This is a genomic window from Novosphingobium sp. BL-52-GroH (assembly GCF_044813085.1).
Lineage (GTDB): Bacteria > Pseudomonadota > Alphaproteobacteria > Sphingomonadales > Sphingomonadaceae > Novosphingobium.
The window spans coordinates 925,991-947,571 of record NZ_CP171149.1 but is presented as its reverse complement, the minus strand read 5'-3'; the positions used below and the strand labels follow the sequence as shown (position 1 = coordinate 947,571).

At 67.9% G+C, this 21,581-nt stretch carries 14 protein-coding genes; 7 read left to right on the top strand and 7 right to left on the bottom strand.

Annotated elements, in window-relative coordinates; all coding sequences use genetic code 11:
* Window positions 1–87 precede the first annotated feature (87 nt).
* The 4 genes from ACFFDA_RS04105 to ACFFDA_RS04090 all read left to right on the top strand — a co-directional run bounded on the left by ACFFDA_RS04105 (window position 88) and on the right by ACFFDA_RS04090 (window position 7,471).
* Complete coding sequence (locus tag ACFFDA_RS04105) at window positions 88–2,217, top strand: TonB-dependent receptor (protein WP_404476274.1); 2,130 nt, start codon at window positions 88–90, stop codon at window positions 2,215–2,217.
* 85 nt (window positions 2,218–2,302) lie between these two features.
* Window positions 2,303–3,730: an amidase gene (locus tag ACFFDA_RS04100; protein WP_404476272.1), complete on the top strand. Its 1,428-nt coding sequence runs from the start codon at window positions 2,303–2,305 to the stop codon at window positions 3,728–3,730.
* A 24-nt stretch (window positions 3,731–3,754) separates the two neighbouring features.
* Complete coding sequence (gene rutA, locus ACFFDA_RS04095; protein ID WP_404476269.1) at window positions 3,755–4,837, top strand: pyrimidine utilization protein A; 1,083 nt, start codon at window positions 3,755–3,757, stop codon at window positions 4,835–4,837.
* Window positions 4,838–5,209: 372 nt separating this feature from the next.
* A complete protein-coding gene (locus tag ACFFDA_RS04090) occupies window positions 5,210–7,471 on the top strand; it encodes a glycoside hydrolase family 3 N-terminal domain-containing protein (protein ID WP_404476268.1) in 2,262 nt (753 codons plus the stop codon).
* A 55-nt stretch (window positions 7,472–7,526) separates the two neighbouring features.
* On the opposite strand, the gene ACFFDA_RS04085 is transcribed toward ACFFDA_RS04090, so the two are convergent.
* Together ACFFDA_RS04085 and ACFFDA_RS04080 are read right to left on the bottom strand one after the other, a co-directional pair.
* A complete protein-coding gene (locus ACFFDA_RS04085; protein WP_404478293.1) occupies window positions 7,527–8,840 on the bottom strand; it encodes a sigma-54-dependent transcriptional regulator in 1,314 nt (437 codons plus the stop codon).
* Complete coding sequence (locus ACFFDA_RS04080) at window positions 8,840–10,588, bottom strand: ATP-binding protein (RefSeq protein WP_404476266.1); 1,749 nt, start codon at window positions 10,586–10,588, stop codon at window positions 8,840–8,842. The genes ACFFDA_RS04085 and ACFFDA_RS04080 overlap by 1 nt, the downstream gene beginning before the upstream one ends.
* 286 nt (window positions 10,589–10,874) lie before the next feature.
* Here ACFFDA_RS04080 and ACFFDA_RS04075 point away from each other — a divergent pair, with 286 nt between their 5' ends.
* Entirely contained in the window at window positions 10,875–12,200 is a 1,326-nt protein-coding gene (locus ACFFDA_RS04075; RefSeq protein WP_404476265.1) for a dicarboxylate/amino acid:cation symporter, read from the top strand.
* A 56-nt stretch (window positions 12,201–12,256) separates the two neighbouring features.
* Window positions 12,257–13,717: an alginate export family protein gene (locus ACFFDA_RS04070; protein ID WP_404476263.1), complete on the top strand. Its 1,461-nt coding sequence runs from the start codon at window positions 12,257–12,259 to the stop codon at window positions 13,715–13,717.
* Between the two features lie 129 nt (window positions 13,718–13,846).
* On the opposite strand, the gene ACFFDA_RS04065 is transcribed toward ACFFDA_RS04070, so the two are convergent.
* On the bottom strand, window positions 13,847–15,055 hold the full coding sequence (locus ACFFDA_RS04065; protein ID WP_404476260.1) for an MFS transporter: 1,209 nt from the start codon (window positions 15,053–15,055) through the stop codon (window positions 13,847–13,849).
* Between the two features lie 129 nt (window positions 15,056–15,184).
* On the opposite strand from ACFFDA_RS04065, the gene ACFFDA_RS04060 reads away from it, so the two are divergent.
* Window positions 15,185–16,432 (top strand): amidase, encoded by a 1,248-nt coding sequence (locus ACFFDA_RS04060; RefSeq protein WP_404476258.1) that lies wholly within the window; start codon window positions 15,185–15,187, stop codon window positions 16,430–16,432.
* A gap of 40 nt (window positions 16,433–16,472) precedes the next feature.
* On the opposite strand, the gene ACFFDA_RS04055 is transcribed toward ACFFDA_RS04060, so the two are convergent.
* The 4 genes from ACFFDA_RS04055 to ACFFDA_RS04040 all read right to left on the bottom strand — a co-directional run bounded on the left by ACFFDA_RS04055 (window position 16,473) and on the right by ACFFDA_RS04040 (window position 21,555).
* Window positions 16,473–17,498 carry a LacI family DNA-binding transcriptional regulator gene (locus tag ACFFDA_RS04055; RefSeq protein ID WP_404476257.1) on the bottom strand — a complete coding sequence of 342 codons (1,026 nt, stop codon included), beginning with the start codon at window positions 17,496–17,498 and terminating at the stop codon, window positions 16,473–16,475.
* 100 nt (window positions 17,499–17,598) lie between these two features.
* Window positions 17,599–19,224: a GMC family oxidoreductase gene (locus tag ACFFDA_RS04050; protein ID WP_404476256.1), complete on the bottom strand. Its 1,626-nt coding sequence runs from the start codon at window positions 19,222–19,224 to the stop codon at window positions 17,599–17,601.
* Window positions 19,225–19,279: 55 nt separating this feature from the next.
* Window positions 19,280–20,605 carry an MFS transporter gene (locus ACFFDA_RS04045; protein ID WP_404476254.1) on the bottom strand — a complete coding sequence of 442 codons (1,326 nt, stop codon included), beginning with the start codon at window positions 20,603–20,605 and terminating at the stop codon, window positions 19,280–19,282.
* Window positions 20,602–21,555, bottom strand: coding sequence for a sugar phosphate isomerase/epimerase family protein (locus ACFFDA_RS04040; RefSeq protein WP_404476252.1), 954 nt, complete (start codon window positions 21,553–21,555; stop codon window positions 20,602–20,604). The genes ACFFDA_RS04045 and ACFFDA_RS04040 overlap by 4 nt, the downstream gene beginning before the upstream one ends.
* Window positions 21,556–21,581: the final 26 nt, after the last annotated feature.

Below are 21,581 nucleotides of genomic sequence, written 5' to 3'. Positions count from 1 at the left end.
TAGCCTCGATGACCTGCTTGCAATCGCTCGCGAATCGGTCATTGTAATGAAAACGACACTCATTCAGAACGGTCACAGGGAGTTCTCATGTTGCTCAAGCGTCTTTGGCTCACCACCAGCGCGTTCTCGTTCGCTGCCATTCTCGCTCAGCCCGCCGTCGCGCAGGATGTTGCCGATACGGCTGCTGCTCCAGCCCAGGAAGGCCTCGGCGAAATCGTCGTGACGGCGCAAAAGCGCCTGTCCAACGCGCAAAGCACCCCGATCGCCATGACCGTCGCCAGCGGCGAGGAACTGAGCAAGGCCGGTGTTGCCGACGTCAACGCGCTGTCCAACATCGCGCCCAGCGTCAACATCGCGCAGAACAATGCCAATACCATGATTACCATTCGCGGCGTGTCCAGCCGCGATTATTCTGAAACGGGTGATCCGGCGGTTGCCGTCAGCGTCGACAATTTCTACCTGCAGCGCGCCTTCGCGCTCAACGCGGCGATGTTCGACGTCGAGCGCATCGAAGTGCTGCGTGGTCCGCAGGGTACGCTCTACGGCCGCAATGCCACCGCCGGCGCGGTGAACATCTCCTCGGTCAAGCCGACCGACGACTGGAAGCTCGATGCCGCGGCCGAGATCGGCAACTACGGCACGCTCAACCTCGATGTCGGCGCTACCATTCCGGTCAGCGACACGCTGTCCTTCCGCGTCGCCGCCACGCGCAAGACCCACGAAGGCTACCGCAACAACCCCGGCCTCAAGGATGGCGACGACGCCAATGTCACTGGCGGGCGCGTCCATGCGCTGTGGACCCCGACCGACCGCCTGTCGGTGCTCGTTACCGGCGAGATGACCCGCGTCGACGGCGTCGGCTCGGTCATCAAGGGCGTCCCCTATTCCGACGTGCGCGACGACGGTTCGCTCGACATCGGTTCGGCCAAGAACTTCGCGTTGAACAACCAGGGCTACACCGACATCCGCACCAAGGCGGTGCGCACCGCGATCTCCTACGACATGGATTTCGCGACGTTGAGCTTCTTCGGCGGGTTCCAGAAGTCCACCCTGCATCGTGACAACGACCAGGACGGCGGCCTCGACTACAGCTACGGCTTCCAGCAGAATGAGGACGTCAAGGACCAGAACTACGAACTGCGCCTCAGCTCGAACAACAAGACCGGCTTCACCTGGCAGTTGGGCGGATACTTCTTCAAGGAGACCGACGCGCTCAACACCTTCTTCCAGGTGCATGGCGATGCCGGCACGACGCCGTTCAACTTCTACACCTTCGACTACGACGTCGGCAGCAAGTCCAAGGCCGCCTTCGCCCAGGTCGGCTATGACCTGACCGACCAACTCAAGGTCGAGGCAGGCGTGCGCTACACCAAGGACAACAAGTACCAGGTCGGCTACAACATCATCGCCGGCGCCTATGCCGACCTCGACAACCACTACTCGGGCGACCAGATCACCTGGCACGCGGGCCTCAACTACCAGGCAACCGGCAGCAGCCTGCTGTACGCCAAGGTCGACAAGGGCTACAAGGCGGGCGGCTACACCACCAACAGCTCGTTCGGTCCGGAAACGATCGTCGCCTATGAAATCGGCGCGAAGAACCGCTTCCTCGGCAATGCCCTGCAGGTCAACCTCTCGGGCTTCTACTACGACTACTCGGACTTGCAGACCCAGCAGGAAGACCCGGCCACCGCGCTGGTCTACACCCTCAACGCGGGCAAGGCGCGCGTCTGGGGCGCCGAGTTGGAGACGGTGTGGCTGGTCACTCCCGACACCCGCATCGACGCCAACGTCGCCTGGCTCGACGCGAAGTATTCGGACTTCTGCACCGTCACCGCCGCCACTTGCCCGGCTGCGTCGGACCTTGCGGGCAATCGACTGACACAGGCCCCCGAATGGACGCTCTCGGGTGGAATTCAGCACGACTTCCACCTGCTGGGCGGCACCCTGACCCCGCGCGTGCAGACCCGGTACCAGTCGAAGAGCTACTTCACCTTCTACAATACGGCGGCCGAGCAGCAGCCCGGCTACTGGAAGAGCGACGCGCAGATCACTTACGCGCCGGACGACGGCCCGTTCTCGATCACCGCATACGTGCGCAACATCGAGGACAAGACGATCCTCACCGCGAACAGCAATGCCGGATACGCTGGCGCGTACCTGGTGCAGTTCGCGGCACCGCGGACTTACGGCGCGCGGCTCTCCTACTCGTTCTGACAGACGGCGGCGTGGCTTTCTCCTCCTCCGAGCCACGCCGCCTCAACCCCCGCCCCTCGCGAGCGCAAGCGCGAGGGGCGGAGGCATGACCCCTTCCCATGCCTCGATCGATGCGACCGACGTGAGTGAGTCTGCCATGCCGAACGACTTGATCGAAATCGCCGAGGCCATCGCCAGCGGCAGGCTGACCGCGGAAGCTGCGGTCACCGCAGCGCTCGAACGGGAGCAGGCCTGGGGCGGGCTCAACGCCTTCGTCGCCCTCGAGGCCGAGGCCGCGCTCGAACAGGCCCGCGCCTGCGACCGCGAGAGGGGGCAGGGCAGGCTCCGGGGATCGCTCCATGGCGTCCCGATGGCTCACAAGGACATGTTCTTCCGCGCCGGCATACCGACCGAGGCGGGTTCTCTGATCTGGCGCGGTCATGTGCCGCGCGAAACCTCGCCGCTGGTCGCCCGCCTGGAGGCGGCAGGCGCGATCACCATCGGCCGCCTGCACATGGCCGAGTTCGCGATGGGACCCACCGGCCACAACGCGCACCTCGGCCGCTGCGCCAATCCGTGGAATGCCGAGGCGATCTCGGGAGGCTCCTCGTCCGGTTCGGGCGCGGCGGTCGGCGCGCGTATCGTAACCGGGGCGCTGGGTTCGGACACCGGCGGCTCGGTGCGCCTGCCGGCCGCGTTCTGCGGCGTGGCGGGGCTCAAGCCGACCAACGGCCTGCTGCCCGACACGGCTATGATGCCGCTATCGCACACGCTCGACACCGCTGGACCGCTGGCGACCTCGAGCCGTTCGCTCGCCCGGCTGATGACGGTGCTGACGGCCTCGGGCGAGGACTACGAAGCAGGGCTCGATCGCGGCATCGCCGGCCTCACCATCGGCGTCCCGACGAGCTACTTCACCGAGGATCTTCACCCCGAAGTGGCCCTAGCCTTCGCGGCCGCGCGGCAGGTCTTCGAGCAACTGGGCGCACGGGTGATCGACGTCGCCATTCCCGACCATTCGAGCTACCCCGGGATCGCCGCCCGGATCTGGGCGCCCGAGGCCGCGGCCTTCCATGCCCGCCACCTTGCCGAGCGGTCGCAGGACTTCGGCGAACAGGTGCGCAACCGCCTGGAGGCCGGCGCCGCGGTGACGCCGCGGGATTATCTTGCGGCACTGGGCGCCCGCAAGTCGGCGCAGTCGGACATGCTGGCAGGACCTTTCGCGCAAGTCGATCTGCTGCTCACGCCCGCCGCGCGGATGCCCGTGCCGCTGGCCGACGAGGTCGGTGCGACCGGCGGCGCGGCCATGGAGGCGATGGTCGCCGAACTTTCCGCCCTGACCCGCACGATCTCGATGCTGGGTTTTCCCGCGCTGGTGACGCCGATGGGCTTCGACGCGCGCGGCCTGCCGGTTGCGCTGCAACTGATCGGTCAACCGCATAGCGAGCGATCTCTACTCCGCGGAGGTTTTTCGTTCGAAAAGGCGACACAGTGGCTCTCGCGTGTACCCTCTTCTTCCTCTTCTCTCCCTTGACCCTCTCTTCCCAGGAGTAAGCCCATGGATATCGGTCTGTTCATTCCCATCGGCAACAACGGCTGGCTGATTTCCGCCAATGCGCCGCAGTACAAGCCCAGCTTCGAAATGAACAAGAAGCTGGTGCAGACCGCGGAAGCCTACGGCTTCGATTTCGCGCTCTCGATGATAAAGTTGCGCGGTTTCGGCGGCAAGACCGAGTTCTGGGACTACAACCTGGAAAGCTTCACGCTGATGAGCGCGCTCGCCGCGGTCACCACCAGGATCAAGCTCTTCGCCTCGACCGCGATCCTCACCCTGCCGCCCGCGATCGTCGCGCGCATGGCGGTGACGATCGATTCCGTCGCACCGGGCCGTTTCGGCGTCAACGTCGTCACCGGCTGGGCCAAGGGCGAGTACGAGCAGATGGGCGTGTGGCCGGGCGACGAATATTTCGGCCACCGCTACGACTATGCCAGCGAATACGTGAAGGTCATGCAGGACCTGTGGAGCGAGGGTAAGTCCGACTTCAAGGGCGAGCACTTCCAGATGGATGACTGCCAGCTCCTGCCCAAGCCCTCGCAGGGCAAGATCGAGATCGTCGGCGCCGGCCAGTCGGCGCGCGGCATGGAATTCGTCTCCAACTACGGCGACTACAATTTCGTCACCGCCGGTGGCGTCAACAAGCCGACCAAGCACGCTCCTACCGTGGAAGCACTGGTCGAGGCCGCCGCCAAGACCGGTCGCGACGTGGGTGCCTACATCCTGTGCATGGTCATCGCCGACGAGACCGACGAGGCCGCCATGGCCAAGTGGCAGTCCTACCGCGACGGCGCCGACGTCGACGCGCTGGCCTGGATGAGCGACCAGGGCGCCGCCGACAAGACCGCCGGCGAAGGTTCGACCGCGCGCCACATCAACCTGCCCGAGGGCGCCGTGAACCTGGGCATCGGCACGTTCGTCGGCTCGTGGGAAACCGTCGCCGGCCTGCTCGACGAAGCGGCCGCCGTTCCCGGCACCAAGGGCATCATGCTGACCTTCGACGACTTCGAGAAGGGCCTCGTCGACTTCGGCGACAAGATCCAGCCACTCATGGCCTGCCGCGCAGATCGCATGGCCGACGCCTGATCCTGAAACCCTGGCGGTTCGAAGTCTCGTTCTCTCCTTTCGGACCGTCCTCTACTGGCCGTCGGCGCAAAACGCCGACGGCCTTTTCATTTCTCCGCCCTGGGGGAGGCGAGCCGCCGCGAAGCGGGGGTGAAGGGGGAGGCTCGCAGACCTGTGGTCTTTCGCGAATAAGCGAACGCGCAAGGCGCAGTCCGGCAGCCTCCCGTCCTCCGCAAGTGCTCCACCACCATCCTTGGGCTGTCCCTCTTCCGACGCCGGGCAGGACCAGCCGCCCTTGGTGCGCGGCGCGCAGTTGCCGCAATGCAACAAAAACCTTCGCAGTCGTTTAGAAGGGCAGGTGCGCAGCCCTTTCAGAGTGATATCCCTTCCTTCATGACCATCGACCGCCGCAGCCTTCTTTCCGGCATTCTCGGAAGCGCCGTTGCCCTTGGATTCAGCCGTGTCGCCCTCGCCGCCAGCGAGGTGGAGCGCGTCGACGACCTTATCTCGCGCATGACGATCGAGGAGAAGGCGGGGCAGATGACTTGCCTTGCCGACGCCTTCCGTCCCTTCAACCCGCCCAACCCCGACGCCGGCATCCAGGACGTCAAGCGCCTCGCGCAGGAGATCCGAAAAGGCCGCGTGGGTTGTCTGTTCAACGGCATCGGCGTCGCCGGCGCGCGCAAGGCGCAGGAGATGGCGGTCAACGACAGCCGCCTGGGCATTCCGCTGATCTTCGCAGGCGACGTAATCCACGGCCTCAAGACGATCTTTCCGGTGCCGCTGGGCGAAGCCTCGTGCTTCGACCCCGCCTTCGTCCAGCGCACCGCGCGTGCTATGGCGGTCGAGGCGACGGCGGCCGGGCTGCACCTGACGTTCGCGCCGATGGCCGACGTCGCCCGCGACCAGCGCTGGGGTCGCGTCGTCGAAGGCGCGGGCGAGGACGTGGTGCTGACCTCGCTGCTCTCGGCCGCCCGGGTGCGCGGGTTCCAGACCGGCGACCTGCGGCGCAACGATTCGCTGGTCGCCTGCCCCAAGCACTTTGCCGCCTATGGGGCGGTGGCGGCGGGCCTCGAATACGGCAGCGTCGACATCAGTGACGAGACCTTGCGCGAAACCCACCTGCCGCCCTTCGGCGCCTCGTTCGCGGCCGGCGCTCTGACCACCATGGCCGCGTTCAGCGAGATCAACGGCGTGCCTGCCACTGCCGACCGCTCGCTGCTGACCGATATCCTGCGCGGCGAGATGGGCTTTCGCGGCTTCGTCTTCTCCGACTACACCGCCGACGAGGAACTGGTCGCCCACGGTTTCGCCGAGGACGATCGCGACGCCGCGCGCCTGGCGGTGCTGGCCGGCGTCGACATGTCGATGCAGAGTGGGCTCTACATCCGCTACCTGCCCGAACTGGTGAAGAGCGGCGCGGTGCCGATGGCCACGATCGACGTCGCGGTGCGCCGCATTCTCTACGTCAAGGCGGCGATGGGATTGTTCGACAATCCGTGGCGCTCGCTCGACGAAAAGGTGGAGGCTACCCAGATCGCTACCCCGGCACACCGGGCGCTGGCGCGCGAGGCGGCGGCTCGCTCGGTTGTCCTTTTGCAGAACGACGGAGTACTGCCGATCGACCCCGACCGGGGCAGGAAAATCGCCCTGATCGGCCCCTTCGGCGAGGACAGGGACAACGTCTATGGTCCCTGGGCCTTCTACGGCGATCCCGGCAAGGGCGTGGATATCGCCAGTGGTCTGCGTGCCGCGATGCCTGATTCCTCGTTGCTGACGGTGGTGCGCGGCAGCGACATCCGCACGGGCATTCCCGGCGGCATCGATGCGGCGGTGAAGGCGGCCGGCGCGGCGGACGTCGTCCTGCTTGCCGTCGGCGAATCGCAGGACATGACCGGCGAGGCGCAGTCGCGCACCACGATCGAGATTCCCGCCGCCCAGCAGGCCCTCGTCGATGCGGTCGCCGCCGCCGGAAAGCCCATCGTCGTGCTGCTCCGGCACGGTCGCGCCCTGGCGCTGCACGATGGCGTGGCGAATGCCAATGCCGTGCTGGCGACGTGGTTCCTGGGCTCGGAAAGCGGCCATGCTATTGCCGATGTCGTGTTGGGCAAGGTCGATCCGTCGGGCAAGCTGCCGGTCAGCTTCCCTTGGGAATCAGGGCAGGAGCCGTTCTTCTACGATCGCAAGTCCACCGGGCGCCCGGTCCTCGACAACGGCAGCACCGAATACAAGGCCCGCTACGCGACCACCGACAACAGTGCGCGCTATCCCTTCGGCCATGGCCTGAGCTACACCCAGTTCGCGCTCGACCAGCTCAAGGTCGCCGACCCCGCCCTGCGCTGGGACGGTACCATCGAGATCAGCGCTCGGCTCACCAACAAGGGTTCGCGAAAAGGCGCCGAAGTGGTGCAGCTCTACATCCGCGACCGCGTCGCCAGCCGGACCCGCCCGATCCGTGAACTCAAGCGCATGGAGCGCGTGACGCTCGATCCCGGGCGGAGCCGCACCGTGCGGTTCACGCTGTCGCGCACCGACCTCGAGTTCGTCGGCGCCGATAACCAGCGTCTGGCGGAGCCCGGGCTGTTCGACGTATGGGTGGGGCAGTCGTCCACCGGCGGGTTGCATACGCAGATCACGCTATACGCAGCGGTTTGAGGGTCGTGCTCAGGTAGATTGGTCGTATAGCGCAAGCGTGCGCCAGCGCCCCTTACTATCCTTCCCGTCCGGCCCCCTTGCGCAGCGTCGACAGGTCGATGCCGTGCTTGTGCACCTTGTAGTAGAACGTCTTGCGCGGGATGCCGAGGCGCGCGATGGCCGCGCCGATCTCCCCGTTCGAGGCGACGACGGCGGAAACGATCGCCTCTCGCTCGAAGGCATCGAGCCGCTGGGGCAACGTATCGCCCGACTCGTCCAGCATCGGCCGCGGCGCATTGTCGGTCAGCCCCAGCACGAAACGCTCGGCATAGTGGGCCAGTTCGCGCACGTTGCCCGGCCAGTCGTGGCGGGCGAGGTGATCGCGTACCGGGCCCGGCATCTCGGGCAGGGGCCGCCGCAGCCGCGCTGCCGACACTCCGGCGAGGTGGGCGAACAGCGCCGGAATGTCCTCGCGCCGCTCGCGCAAGGGCGGCATCCGCAGGCGCAGCGCGGCGAGGCGGTAGAACAGGCCCGGCGCGACGTTTTCCGACAGATCGCCGTCCTCGGCCCCGCCGGTCGCGATGACCCGCAAATCCAGCGGCAGCGGCTCGCGCGCGCCGGGGCTGCGCAGGGCGCGCTCCTCTACCAGCGGCACCAGCCTCGCCTGCAAGCGGCGCGAGGCCTGGTCGATGTCGTCGAGGAACAGGGTGCCGCGATTGGCCGCGGCGATGCTGGCCTCGCCGCCGGGTGCGAAGAGTTCGTCCTCGAGCGGATCGGGCATGGCGGCGCAGGCGACCGCCAGGAAGCGGTGGCGCGACCGTTTGCCGGCGCGATGGATCAGGCGGGCGAGCAGTTCCTTGCCGGTGCCCGTCTCACCCTCGATGAAAAGGTCGATATCGGCATTGGCGAGAGTCGGGATCATCTCGCGCAGCCGCCGGATCGCGGGCGACTGGCCGACGAGGCCCGAAGGTTCGTCCCCGGCAGCCTCGGCCCGCAGCCGCCGGTTGTCGAGCGCCAGCGCGCGGGCGGTGGCGGCGCGGTCGGCAGCGGCGACAAGGGCTTGCGGGTCGAACGGCTTGGTCAGGAAATCCCAGGCCCCGGCCTTGAGCGTGTCCACCGCCATGGCGACGTCGCCATGGCCGGTGACGAGGATCACCGGCAATTCCGGGTCGCGTTCGTGCAGGGCGCGGAACAGTTCGACGCCCGACATGTGCGGCATCCGGACGTCGGTGACGACGAGCCCCGGCCAGTCCGCGTCGATGGCGGCAAGGGCCGGCGCGGCGGCGGCGAAGGCCTCCACAGTGAAGCCGGCGAGCGTGAGCACTTGCGCGGTGGACAGGCGTAAGTCCTCGTCGTCCTCCACCAGTGCGACGCGGCGCGATGCGTCCATCACGCGCTGCGCCTCAGGGTGATCGCGAAGCAGGCTCCGCGCTCCGATGACACGAGTTGCAGGCTGCCGCCGAAGTCCTCGGCGATGTCCTTGGCGATGACGAGACCAAGGCCGAGCCCGGACGGTCGGCTGGTGGCGAAGGGGGTGAACAGGCGGTCGGCGACGTTGGGCGCGATGCCAGGGCCGTTGTCGGTCACCAAGAGGCTCACCGTGGCTTCGTGGACGTCGAGCGTCATCCTAAGGCACGGTTCGGGGCAGCCTTCGAGCGCTTCGAGGGCGTTCTGGAGGAGGTTCACCAGCACTTGCTCCAGCCGGACCCGTCCGCCGAAGACCATGAGATCCGACGCGATCCGGGGCCGTTCGAACGCCACCCGCGAGAGGCGCTCCTTGAGCAGCAGGCAAGCGCCCTCGACCACTTCCTCCAGCGCGATCGGCCCGCCCGTGCGGCTGCCCTTGCGCGCGAAACCGCGCAATTCTGCCGTTACCGTGCCGATCCGCTCGGCCAGGCGGTCGATCGCGAGGAGGTTGGTGCGCACGTCGTCCCGTGCGCCCATGTCGAGCAACTGGCGCGAGGTCGCTGCGTAGTTGCGTATGGCGGCGACGGGTTGCGCCGTTTCGTGCGCGACGCTGGCAGTGACCTGGCCCAGCGTCGCCAGCCGGTTCGCCTGTCGCAGTCCTTCGCGCAACTGCGCGGCGTGCTCCTCGGCGGCGGCGCGTTCCTCGATCTCGCGGCGCAAGTCGACGGTGCGCTCGGCGACGGCGGCTTCCAGCCGCGCCGTGCGCTCCGCGCGGCGGCGGCCCCGTTCGCGCAGGAACCGGGCGAGGGCGAACAGCGCCAGCGTTGCCAGCGCCGCGCCGGCTTGCGCGGCTCGCACGGTGGCGTCGACCTCGCGCAGCGGCAGGGCAAGGTTCACCCGCCAGCCCGCTGCATCGGGTGCTGTAGTGGTCAGCAGGAAGTCGCCCCTGGCGCCGGGGATCGCCACTCGCCCGCCACCGCGCAGGACGAAGGGCGGCGGGCCGAGGTCGCCCACGCCGATGATCTCGCGCTCGGCACGCCTGCGGTTGGGCGTCAGGGCGCGTGTCGCGGAATAGCGCCAGTCGGGGCGGCTGGTGACGAGGACCACGCCGTCGCGGTCGGTCACGAACGTCAGGCCGCTGGCCTCGCGCCATTGCGCCTCGACCCGGTCGAACTCCATCTTCATCACCACCACGCTGCCGCCGGCGGCACGCCGGGCGAAGAACAGGCCGGGCCGATGGCTGACCGTGCCCAGCGCGAACTGTTCGCCGGTGCCGGTTTCCAGCGCCGCGCGGAAATAGGGTCGGAAGCCGTAGTCCTTGCCCAGGAAACTGCGCGGATCGCGCCAGTTGCTGGCCGCCAGCGTCAGCCCGTCGCGGCGGATGACGTAGATGATCGGTGAGCCGAGCTGTCGCGAGAGGCGCTCCAGCTTGGCGTTCATCACTGCCTGCGCGCCGCTCCGGCCGGACACCAGCGCAACCAGGTCCTCGTCGTCGCCCAGCGCGAGGGGGAGCAGGCGGAAGCGTTCGACCTCGCTGGCGAGCAGGGCCTGGCGCAGCCGCGCATCGGCGGCGGCCCGTTCGGCAAAGCGCGCGGTGGCGGCGGTGCGCACGGCCAGCCCGGCCGCGAAGGCCACCAGCAGGGCGCAGGCGAGCGCGGCGGCGAGCCAAGCGAGGTTGGCTCGCCGGGCCACCCGAAGCCCATGGAGCGGCCCGTGCTCAGGCCGAACCATCACAGCCGTCGGGTCGGCGGAGCTTGGGGATTCGGAAAACTGATCCGTGACGCTTCATCAGCTTAGCCTAATCGAAGGGGTAATGATGTGCAACTTTCTGCACTTCGGTAACGACCGGCGTGCAGGAACTTGGACATCATTCCCCGATGTGATGACCTAACCATCTGAAAAATAGCAATTCGACAATTTTCTCAATTCCCTTTGCGCGCAACGCACGGGCGGGCACATTCGCATAGCTCGAGCATCGCCCAAGGCGTTGCCAGCCCGAGAGGATGAGTAGGCCGCCATGAACACCATTCAGTCCGTCAGCACCGCTCCCACCGGCCCTCGCCGCTGGTACACCCACCTGTATGTCCAGGTCCTCGTCGCCATCACTGCGGGCGTGTTGCTGGGACACTTCAATCCCGCCCTGGGCGAGGCGTTGAAGCCGGTGGGCGACATGTTCATCAAGCTGGTGAAGATGGTGATCGCGCCGGTCATCTTCCTCACCATCGTCACAGGGATCGCCGGGATGCGCGATCTCGGCTCGGTCGGGCGCGTGGCGGCCAAGGCCTTTGCCTATTTCCTGTTCTTCTCGACGCTGGCGCTGGTCGTCGGCCTGATCGTCGCCAACGTGGTGCGACCGGGCGAGGGGCTTAACATCGACCCCGCCACGCTCGACGCCGGCAAGGTCGCACAATATTCGGCCAAGGCGCACGAGACCTCGCTGGTCGGCTTCCTCAATGCGATGATTCCCGACACGCTGGTATCGGCGCTGGCCCAGGACAACATCCTCCAGGTTCTCGTCGTCGCGATTCTGTTCGGCATCTCGCTGGCCTCGATCGGCGAGCGCGGCGAGCGCGTCTTCGCGATCCTCGACGACGTCTCGATCGTCGTCTTCAAGCTGGTGTCGATCGTCATGAAGGTGGCGCCGATCGGTGCGTTCGGTGCGATGGCCTTCACCATCGGCAAGTACGGTGTGGGCAGCCTGGCCAACCTCGCACAGCTCGTCGCGACGTTCTACCTCACCTCGGCGCTGTTCGTGATCGTGGTGCTGGGTGCGGTCGCCCGCCTGTGCGGCTTCTCGATCTTTCGCCTGATCGCCTACCTCAAGGGCGAGCTGCTGCTGGTGCTGGGCACCTCGTCCTCGGAAAGCGCGCTGCCTGCGCTGATCGAGAAGATGGAGCGGGCGGGCTGCCCCAAGGCGGTCGTCGGCCTCGTCGTTCCCACCGGCTACAGCTTCAACCTCGACGGCACCAACATCTACATGACGCTGGCTGCCCTGTTCATCGCGCAGGCCTGCAACGTCGACCTGACGCTGGGCCAGCAACTGCTGCTGCTGGGCGTCGCGATGCTGTCGTCCAAGGGCGCTGCGGGCGTGACCGGCGCGGGCTTCATCACCCTGGCCGCGACGCTGTCGATCGTGCCTGCGGTGCCGGTCGCGGGCATGGCGCTGATCCTGGGCGTCGATCGCTTCATGTCGGAGTGCCGCAGCCTCACCAACTTCATCGGCAATGCCGTGGCGACGATCGTCGTCTCGCGCTGGGAAGGGCGCCTCGACCGCGGTGCGCTCGACGCCGCGCTGAGCGGCAGAGAGCTGGTCCTGCCGGGCCACGCCGTCCCGGCCGAGTAGAGACCGGGCCTGATTGCGGGCGCGCACCGATAAGCGCGCCGTAGGGAGAGAGTTCAATGACCAGGTTCGACCCGCGGCTTCGCGCCGCCACCCTTTCGCTCGTCCTTGTGGCGGCCCCTTCCCCGGCCCGGGCGGAGGCGACTTCTTACCCGCTCGCGTCGAATGGCGACGCGGCGGTGAAGGACGGCTACAACCTATCGCGCTGGGCCGAGGACTGGACGTCGAAGCGCGACGCCGAAAAGCGCGGCGACCCGCTCGACCGCCTCAAGTTCCTGCCCCTCGACGGCGCCTGGGGCGGCGACGGGGACGTCTACGTCACCCTGTCGGGCGAACTGCGGCTGCGGGTGAACGAGACCACCAACCCGAACTTGCGCGAAGCCGACGCCCAGCGGCAGGACATCACCCGCGTGGTCGCCGGAGCCGACCTGCACATCGGAACGCACTTGCGTGCCTATGGCGAGCTGGCGCACGGCGGCATCTCGGGCCGCAACCTCGGCGCGCCGGCCGCGACCTTGCGCAACGACCTCGTCATCCAGCAGTCCTTCGTCGAGGCGAGCGCGGAGGTGGGCGGCGTCGACGTCGGCGTGCGCTACGGCCGGCAGGAGTTCACTGACGGGCCGAACCTGCTGGTCTCCCAGCGTGACAACAACACCATCCGCTACACCCTCAACGGCTGGCGGGCCTGGGCGCGGGGATCGAAGCTGCGAGTAGGCGTGTTCGACTTCCGGCCCACCGCCTACGGGGACCTGGGCACCGACGACGACGTGAACGATCCGGCGCGGCGCTTTTCGGGCGCCAACGTGGGCTTCGTTCTGCCCAAGGCTTTCCTGGGCGGTTCCAGCCTCGTGCTCGATGCCTTCGCATGGCGGCGGCGCAATCTCGTCGGTGCCTGGGGCGGGCGGATCGGTCCGGCGACGCGCTATTACCTGGGGGCGCAGTTGCGTGGCGATGTCGGGCCGGTCAACCTGGACTGGTCGGTGAATCGCCAGTGGGGGCATTACATCAACCAGGACATCGACGCCTGGCAGGCCTTCATCGCCCAGACCTACCGGCTGGGGCAAGGCAAGGCGGCGCCGCGCGTCGGCGTCCATTTCGATTATGCGAGCGGCGGTGGCGGCTACGGCGACGGCAAGCTGCGCAACGCCTATTCGCCCTTCGGCAACAACATCTACTTCAGCTACCAGCTCTACCTGACGCCCTCGAACCTCGTCGCGCTGACGCCCAACGTCAGTTTCGCGCCATTCCGCAACGCACGGGTCACCGGCGAATACGAGCTTGCCTGGCGCGACGACGTGCGCGACGCGGTCTATCGCGCCAACGGCCAGCCTTTCGCAGGGACGCAGAACGGACGGGCGCGTAAGATCGGCAACCTCACCCGCGTGCAACTGGTGTGGGCGATCACCCCGCGCGTCTCGTTCACCGGGCGCTACGAGCATCTCGACGCGGGACCGGCCCTGACCGATGCAGGCTATCGCAGTTCCGATTTCCTCGCCGGATGGCTGAGCTTTCGCTTCTGAAGCGAACGCCTGAACCGACGTCGTCCCGGGCTCGCGGGGTACTCTCTGGGCGATAGCTTGCCGTCGACCGTTGCGGCTGGAACTCGCATGGCCTTGACCACGGTCCCGGATCAAGTCCGGGCCGAGGGATCAGCCGCGCAGCGCTGCCCTCGCAGCGATCACCGCCCCCAAACCAGCAACCCAACTGACCAGCAGGAAGCTGGTGCCGTAATCGCCGCAGGCCATGTAGATCGTCGCCATCGCGGCAGGGCCAATCATGACGCCGATGAAGGTATAGACCAGCGCGCCGCCGATCACTCGGCCGGCGTCCTCGGGCGCGCAGTGATGGGTGCATTCGGCCATGACGACGCCGTTCCAGCCACTCATGCAGAAGCCGAACAGGCACAGTACCGCTACCTGCACGAAAACCGGCAGCGCATCGAGCTGCCACAGCGCGATCATGCAGCCCATCGAGACCGCGCCGATCAGCGCGAGCACCTGGAAGCCGCCGAAGCGGTCTCCCAGGCCTCCCCACGAGACGCGGCCCAACGCTCCGCAGGCCTGGATCGCACCGGCGACGAGGCCTGCTTGGACCAGCGACCAGCCGTGATCGACCAGCATGATGACTGCGAAGGCCGACAGCGAGAGCTGCAACGAGGAATAGAGAAACCCCAGCAGCGCCAGCGCGCGCAGCGGGGCACTGCGCCACACGAGGCGCTGCTCGTAGCGGAAGTTCGGCCACAGGGCGACGCTGGCGGGGCGCTCGGGCCGGGGCGGTCCGCCCTTCAGCGCCAGCACGCCGATCATCGCGAAGCACGGCACCGCCATGACCGCCAGCGCGACCTTCCAGCCGAGCGAGGCGGCCATCGCGGGCAGCAGCAGGCTCGCCAGAACGCCGCCGACGGGAACGCCCGCCTGTTTGATCGAGAAGATTAGCGAGCGGCGGTGCGGCGGCGTCACCGCCCCCAGGATCTGCGCCGAGGCGGGGTTCTGCACGCCGTAGCCAATGCCGATGACCATCGATGCCAGGACCGCCACTCCCGGGCTCGCGCTCGTCAGCAGGAGCAGGGCCACGCCGAAGCAGGCCAGCGCGAGCTGCTCGACCTGCACTGGCCCGCGATGCTGGATCAGCGTGCCGGCGACGGCCGAGGCGAAGGTGCCGGCGGCGTAGATCACGCTGATCTGGTAGCCGACGTAATGCGAAGCCAGCCCGAAGTCGGGGGCGACCAGTGGCGCGATGCCGGTCAGCGCCAGCGCCGTCACCGTCGACAGGACCTGGATCGTCGACGTCGTCGCCAGGGCAGAGGCGATCGACGGGGCGGGGTCAGGGACCGCCTTGAAGTTGGCAGACTGGGTCATTGCTGCAGTGCGTAATGTAATGCTTTACACAAGCCAAGCCGGAAGTCACAGTGCACTATCGCGCCAAGGCCCGGCCTCGTGCCTGGCCGGCGCGTAGGACCCGATTTTTCACGTGGGAGCTGCTGATTCATGACCCGGAGCGCTTACCCCCAGGCAATCGCCAATGTCCATGTTGCATTGCAACAGATAGCATTGCGCGACGCGCAAGTGCGGGCGTGGCTGCATGTGGACGACACGGGGGCATTGGCGGCAGCGGCCATGTCGGACGGGACGGGGCTGCTGGATGGGATCTGCGTCGGCGTGAAGGACGTGATCGCCGTGGCAGGGATGCCGTTGACCCACAATTCGCCGCTGTTCTCAGGCTTCGTGCCGGCCGACGATGCGCCTTGCGTGGGGACGCTGCGCGCGGCCGGAGCGGTGATCCTGGGCAAGACCGACACCACAGAGTTCGCCGCAGCCGGCCGCAACGCCGCCAGCGCCAATCCGCACGACCTCGCACGCACGCCAGGAGGCTCCTCGGCAGGCTCGGCGGCGGCGGTGGCGGACGGGCACGTGCCGCTGGCGCTGGCCACGCAGACCGGCGGCTCGACGATCCGCCCCGCCAGCTTCTGCGGCATCCACGGCTTCAAGCCGAGCTGGGGCCTGGTCAGCCGCGAGGGCGTGAAGACCTATGCCAACAGCCTCGACACGGTCGGCTGGTACACGCGCGACCTCGCCTTGTGCGACCGCGTCTGCGAGGTCTTCGGTTTCGCTCAGCCCACGCAGCCGGGGCCGGGCCCCTTGCGCATCGGCGTATTCCGCACGCCGTGGTGGGATGAAGTGACGCCGGATGGCCGGGCGGCGTTCGAAGGCGTCGCCGCCGCCATGGCGCAGGCCGGGCTCGCGATGGTCGACATCGCCACCCTGCCCGAGTTCGAGCATCTCAACGACGATCACCGCGCGATCCTGTTCCGCGAAGGGGCGGCGGCATTCCTCAACCTTGCCCGGTCGCGGCCGGACCTGCTCCATGCCGACTTCCACCTGCGCGTCGATGCGCTCGCCAGCTATCCCGATGCGCGGCTGCGTGAGGCGCACGACCGGGCGGCGGCGGCGCGGGTCGGGTTCGAGCGCGCGATTGGCGGGCTCGACGCCGTGCTGGCCCCCAGCGCGCCGGGCATCGCGCCGCTGGGGCGTTCGCCCGGGGAGCCGAAGTTCAACCAGCCCTGGACGCTGCTGCATGCGCCGGTCGTCAACCTGCCGCTGGCACGCGGCGAAGGCGGCATGCCGATCGGCGTTTCGCTAGTGGCGGCCCGTTATGCCGACCGGCAACTCGTGGCCGTCGCGCGGGAGGTCGAGGAGCGGCTGGCGCGCGTGGGCATGATCCCGACGGACGCCTGAGCCTTTCGCGTTCGTCGTCCCCGGTCGAGCCGGGGAGACCTTACTTGCGCTTGCGTTTGCGGGGTGCGGCGGTGGACTGGCGCACGATCAGGCGGTGCGGCAGGATCACTTCGCGCGAGGGTTGGCCATCGTCCTGCTGGAGCAACGAGTCCAGCATCAGCCGCATCGCCGCCTCGCCGATCTCGACAGTCGGGATGTGGACGGTAGTCAGCGGCGGGCTGGCGAAGGCGCCGAAGCGCAAGTCGTCGAAACCGGCGACCGACATCTCGTCGGGCACGCCGATGCCGCGCTGCTGCAGCGCGCTCAGCGCACCCAGTGCCATCTCGTCGTTGGCGCAGGCGACCGCGGTGAACTCCGCATCGCCGTCGAGCAGGCGGATCATCGCATCGTAGCCCGACTGCAGCGAGAAATCGCCCAGCGCCACCAGTGTCTCGTCGAATTCCAGGCGCGCGCGCAGCAGGCCCAGCTTGTAGCCGGACAGACGGTCCTTCGACATGAACTGGTCGAGCGGTCCGGTGATTGCGGCGATGCGCTGATGACCCAGTTCCACAAGGTGGCCGACGATCAGAGCGCTGGCCTCGTGGTTGTCGGTCCGCACGCGCGGCAGGGTGATGTCGGGCGGGTATTCGCAGGCTGCCACGAGGGGGGGCATCTTGCTTTTCGAGGGCGGGTTGCGGACGATGTCCGGCAGGTTCTTTTCCAGCAGGATCATGCCGTCGGCCTGCTTGCCCGCGATCATCGAGACGTACTTGTTGAGGGTGTCGATGTCGCCTTCGGTGATGCCCAGCAGAACGCGCATTTTGTTGGCGCGCGCGACGTTCTCGATGCCTTCCACGAAGGCCGAGGTGAACGGATTGTAGATGCTGGGCACGGCGACGATGACGTTGTCGCTGCGCTGCCGGCGCAGGCCAGCGGCCAGGTGGTTGGGTTCGTAGTTGAGGTCGGCGATGGCCGCCTCGATCCGTTCGATCGTGGCCGGGCGCACCAGCCCGGGCTGGCTGAGCGCTCGCGAAACCGTTGCCACCGATACGCCCGCGACGCGGGCAATGTCCTTGATGTTCGCCATTGGATGTAAACGTTACATTTGCGAGCCGCTTGCGGCAAGCGCCGGTGTTGCATGGGGTGCAATTCGTCGTGGCGTTGCCCCGAGGGCCCGAGGGATCGCTTCAAGCCTCGCTTGAAATCACTTCCGCCGCGCGCCAGGCGAAGGCGATCGCCGGACCGTTGGTATTGCCCGAAATCGCCGTGGGCATGGCCGAGCAGTCGGCCACGTAGAGCCCGCGTACGCCATGTACGCGAAGCCCGCCGTCGACGACGCTGTCGGCGGCGTCGGGGCCCATGCGGCAGGTGCCGGTGCCGTGGAGGCCCGTGGAGACCAGCCAGTTCGCCGCCTTCTGGATTTCCTCGTCGCTCTGGACCGAGGGGCCGGGCACGGTCTCTTCGCCCACGTAAGCCGCGAGGGCGGGCTGGGCCATGACCTCGCGGACCTTGCGCATGGCGCGCTGGATGGTCACGCGGTCCTCGGGCGCGGAGAACCACTGCGGCACCAGGCGCGGCGGCGCGGCCGGGTCGGTGGAGGCGATCTCGACATAGCCGTGGCTGTTGGGGCGCAGGCAGAAGGCGGTGGCGGTGATGCCGGGCCGCTTCTCCGTCTCGCCCCGCCCCGCCTCGGGCTTGTCGTCCTCGGACTGGGCCATCGAGTAGGGCGAGATGCCGATCTGCAGGTCGGGCCAGTCGGGGTCGGATTCGACCGAGGCCATCACCGAGACCTCGGGCAGCAGCGAGGCCATCAGCCCCTTGCCGCCCAGGATGTAGCGCAGCCCGTGCATGTAGGCGCGCCAACCCCGGAACTGGTGATTGAGCCCGCGCGCCTTGTTCAGCCGCCACGAGAGCGCGACCATCATGTGCTCGTTCATGTTGCGGCCGACGTGCGGATTCTCGTGGACCACCTCGATGCCGTGGCGGGCCAGCACGGCCGCCGGGCCGATGCCCGAAAGCTGGAGCAGCTTGGGCGTCTGGAGCACGCCGGCCGTCAGGATCGTGCGGGTTGCGGTAAAGGCGACCTCGCGTCCGTCCACTTGCGCAAGGATGCCGGTGGCCTGCTTGCCTTCGAACGTCACGCGGCGCACCAGCGCGCCGGTGAGGATCGTCAGGTTCGCCCGGTTGCGGGCATGCCCGAGGAAGGCGGTATAGGCGGTGACGCGGTTGCCGCGTGCGTCCACCGTCTGCTGGGTGCGCCCGGCCACTTGCGTGCCCGGCGTGTTGACGTCCGCATGGACGGGAATGCCGGCCTGACGCGCCGCCTCGAGGAGGGCGCCGGTCAGCGCGGCGTCGCCTCGCGGCACTTCGGTCACCTGCATCGGGCCACGCCGGCCGCGCTGGCTGTACCCGCCGGGCGTGCCGCGATAGTCCTCGAGTTCGCGGTAGCAGCGCTCGATCTGGGCCCAGTTCCAGCCCTTGTTGCCCTGCGCTTCCCAGGCGTCGAAATCGCGCGGCTGGCCACGGAAGTACCAGGTTCCGTTGACCGCGCTCGAACCGCCCAGGCCCTTGCCGTAGTACCAGGTCTCGCCGGCGGGGCGCTCACCCTGCCGTTCGGCGGGGAAAGGCCAGTACCACGTCGGCTTGGCCCAGATCTTGACCATGCCGCGCGGCATGCGGACCATCAGTTCCTCGTTGCGGCCGCCCGCCTCGAGGAGGAGGACCTGGCTGGCGCCGTCCGCGCTCAGGCGGTCGGCGAGGACGCAGCCGGCCGATCCGGCGCCGACGATGATGTAATCGAAATGGGTGCGCATGGGCGTGTCTTTCTAACGCGACAGCATCAGGTGAGTGGAATTGCGAGCCCCGGCGTCATGCTGCCGTGGCCGCCTCGCCGCGCCCATAGGCGGGCGCGAAGCGGAACAGCAGCAGCGACAGTCCCATCGCGGCATAGCTGGCGGCCGGCAGCCAGACGTGCCCGGCGATCACCGCGGTGATCACTTGCGGCGTGGCTGCCGCCTTGGCGTCGTAGGCGGCGAGGCTGAGGAACCAGGCGCCGCCGGCACCGCCCACGCTCATGCCCAGCTTCACGCCGAAGCTGGAGGCGGCGAACAGGAAGCCCTGCGCCCGGAAGCCCGAGCGCCAGGCGCCATAGTCCACCGCGTCCGCCATCAGCGAGAACAGCAGGCCGCCGATCAGTCCCTGCCCCACGTAGGCCACGACGTTGGTGGCGATCAGCCAGGCATGGTCGTCCGACAGCGGCATGATCGCAGTGAAAACGGTGGCCACGATCGCACCGATGGCGCCGGTCATGCGCTTGCCGATGGCGTTGGCGCACACCCCCGCGAAGGCCGTGCCGACCAGCACTGCCAGCATCGTCAGCATCAGTGTGGACGTGAAGGCAGCGTCGCCCAGCACGTTCCCGGCGAAGTAGACGAACGACTGGATGTGGCCGGTGAAGCCGACCCAGAAGAAAAAGTTCACCAGCATCGTGGCGATCCACGGCAGGTTGCCGCGGGTCGCCTTGAGCGACTGCGCGGTGGTGAGCCGGGCGACGCTGGCGTCCACTTCAACCCGCTCGCGCGTGTTGGCGAAGGCGTTGAGCATGCAGGCCAGGGTGATGACCCCGGTAATCGCGGCGAGGACGAGGAAACCGTGCGCCTCGTCGCCGTTGCTGAACGCCTTGATGAGTGGCAGCGCGGCATAACCGATGCCTACGGTGGCGGACGATCCGATCACTTCGCGCAGGGCGTTGATGGTGTTGCGCTGGCGCGGGTCGCGGGTGAGCGTCGGCAGCATCGAGTTCAGCGGCAGGCTGACGGCCGAATAGAGGATGCCCATCAGCGTGTAGCTGGCGAAGATGAAGGCGATCTTCTGCCAGCCCTCCAGCGGCGGGGCCCAGAACACGATGGCGCCGCAGATCGCGAAGGGCAGCGCCAGCCACAGCAGGAACGGCCTGTGCTTGCCCCAGCGCGTGTCGGTGCGGTCGATCAGCAGGCCCATCAGGGGGTCGAACACCGCATCGACGCAGCGGGCGATCAGGAACAGCGAGGCGACCGTGCCGGCGCCGACGCCGTAGATGTCGGTGTAGAAGTAGAGCAGGTAGGCGTTGGTCATGCCGAACGGCAGGTTGATGCCGAAGTTGCCCAGCGCGTAGCTGAGCTTCTCGCGCCAGCTAAGGACCCCGCCGCCGCTCATGCGGGAACGCCGAGGCGGGCGAGGCGGGCGAGCACGTCGCCGGCGAATTGCAGCGACTTGCGGGTCTCGGTCAGCGGGTCCGGCACGGCGTCGATCTCCAGGATGGCCCATTTCTGGATGGTCCGGGCCGACAGGAGCCCGACCCAGGCGTCGAAGTCCACCATGCCGTCGCCGATCGCGCAGAAATAGGCGCGGTGGGCATGGTGGATGCCGCCGTCTATGGGGACGTTGATCGGCATCGGGCCGGTGGCGTCCTTCCAGTGGGCGATGACGACGCGCTCGGCATGGCGCGCGACGATCGCCGCCGGGTCGCCGCCCGAGAGCAGGATATGCGCACTGTCGGGGCAAAAGCCGACGAATACCGGGTCGGTCAGCAGCAGCAGCAGGTCGATGTCGCGCGGTTGGCAGAACATCGAGTGGGCTTCGGTGTGCAGCGCCAGGCGCACGCCATGGCGCAGCGTCAGCGCGCCGAGACGGTTGGCGAAGTCGGCTGCCTTGCGAGCCAGTTCGAAGTCGACGAAGACCGGCGGCTCTGCGTCCCAGCTCGTGCGCATCGGCAGGCCGATGACCATCACCTCGGCGCCCCAGCCGGCCAATGCCTTCGCCAGTTCATCGCCCTTCGCAAGCCAGCGGGCCTCGACTGCGGCGTCACCGATCCCGCCCTCGATGGCGATGTCGGCGAAGAAGCCGCTGGCGATGGCGAGGCCACGGCGGGCCAGTTCGGCCCCGGCCGCCGCGTGCGAGCCGTAGGCAGCGATCAGGCCGTCGGCGCCGAAGGGCGCGAAAGTCAGTTCGATGCCGGTGACGCCGCTGGCCTGCAGCGTGTCGAGCATCCGGTCCCAGAACGGACGCGGTTCGGCGTTGCCGTAAGCGACGACGTCCTCTTCATTCGCCATCCCCCAGAAACCGGGATGGAAGAATGTGATGAGATCGACGCCGAACGAAAGCATTTGGGATATCCTGCTTGAGGTGGGGC

What these genes read in the sequence shown, in the direction of transcription:
- ACFFDA_RS04105 (WP_404476274.1), top strand. Translation starts at nt 88, where the DNA reads ATGTTGCTCAAGCGTCTTTGGCTCACCACCAGCGCGTTCTCGTTCGCT.
- ACFFDA_RS04100 (WP_404476272.1), top strand. Translation starts at nt 2,303, where the DNA reads ATGACCCCTTCCCATGCCTCGATCGATGCGACCGACGTGAGTGAGTCT.
- rutA (WP_404476269.1), top strand. Translation starts at nt 3,755, where the DNA reads ATGGATATCGGTCTGTTCATTCCCATCGGCAACAACGGCTGGCTGATT.
- ACFFDA_RS04090 (WP_404476268.1), top strand. Translation starts at nt 5,210, where the DNA reads ATGACCATCGACCGCCGCAGCCTTCTTTCCGGCATTCTCGGAAGCGCC.
- ACFFDA_RS04085 (WP_404478293.1), bottom strand. Translation starts at nt 8,840, where the DNA reads ATGGACGCATCGCGCCGCGTCGCACTGGTGGAGGACGACGAGGACTTA.
- ACFFDA_RS04080 (WP_404476266.1), bottom strand. Translation starts at nt 10,588, where the DNA reads ATGGTTCGGCCTGAGCACGGGCCGCTCCATGGGCTTCGGGTGGCCCGG.
- ACFFDA_RS04075 (WP_404476265.1), top strand. Translation starts at nt 10,875, where the DNA reads ATGAACACCATTCAGTCCGTCAGCACCGCTCCCACCGGCCCTCGCCGC.
- ACFFDA_RS04070 (WP_404476263.1), top strand. Translation starts at nt 12,257, where the DNA reads ATGACCAGGTTCGACCCGCGGCTTCGCGCCGCCACCCTTTCGCTCGTC.
- ACFFDA_RS04065 (WP_404476260.1), bottom strand. Translation starts at nt 15,055, where the DNA reads ATGACCCAGTCTGCCAACTTCAAGGCGGTCCCTGACCCCGCCCCGTCG.
- ACFFDA_RS04060 (WP_404476258.1), top strand. Translation starts at nt 15,185, where the DNA reads ATGACCCGGAGCGCTTACCCCCAGGCAATCGCCAATGTCCATGTTGCA.
- ACFFDA_RS04055 (WP_404476257.1), bottom strand. Translation starts at nt 17,498, where the DNA reads ATGGCGAACATCAAGGACATTGCCCGCGTCGCGGGCGTATCGGTGGCA.
- ACFFDA_RS04050 (WP_404476256.1), bottom strand. Translation starts at nt 19,224, where the DNA reads ATGCGCACCCATTTCGATTACATCATCGTCGGCGCCGGATCGGCCGGC.
- ACFFDA_RS04045 (WP_404476254.1), bottom strand. Translation starts at nt 20,605, where the DNA reads ATGAGCGGCGGCGGGGTCCTTAGCTGGCGCGAGAAGCTCAGCTACGCG.
- ACFFDA_RS04040 (WP_404476252.1), bottom strand. Translation starts at nt 21,555, where the DNA reads ATGCTTTCGTTCGGCGTCGATCTCATCACATTCTTCCATCCCGGTTTC.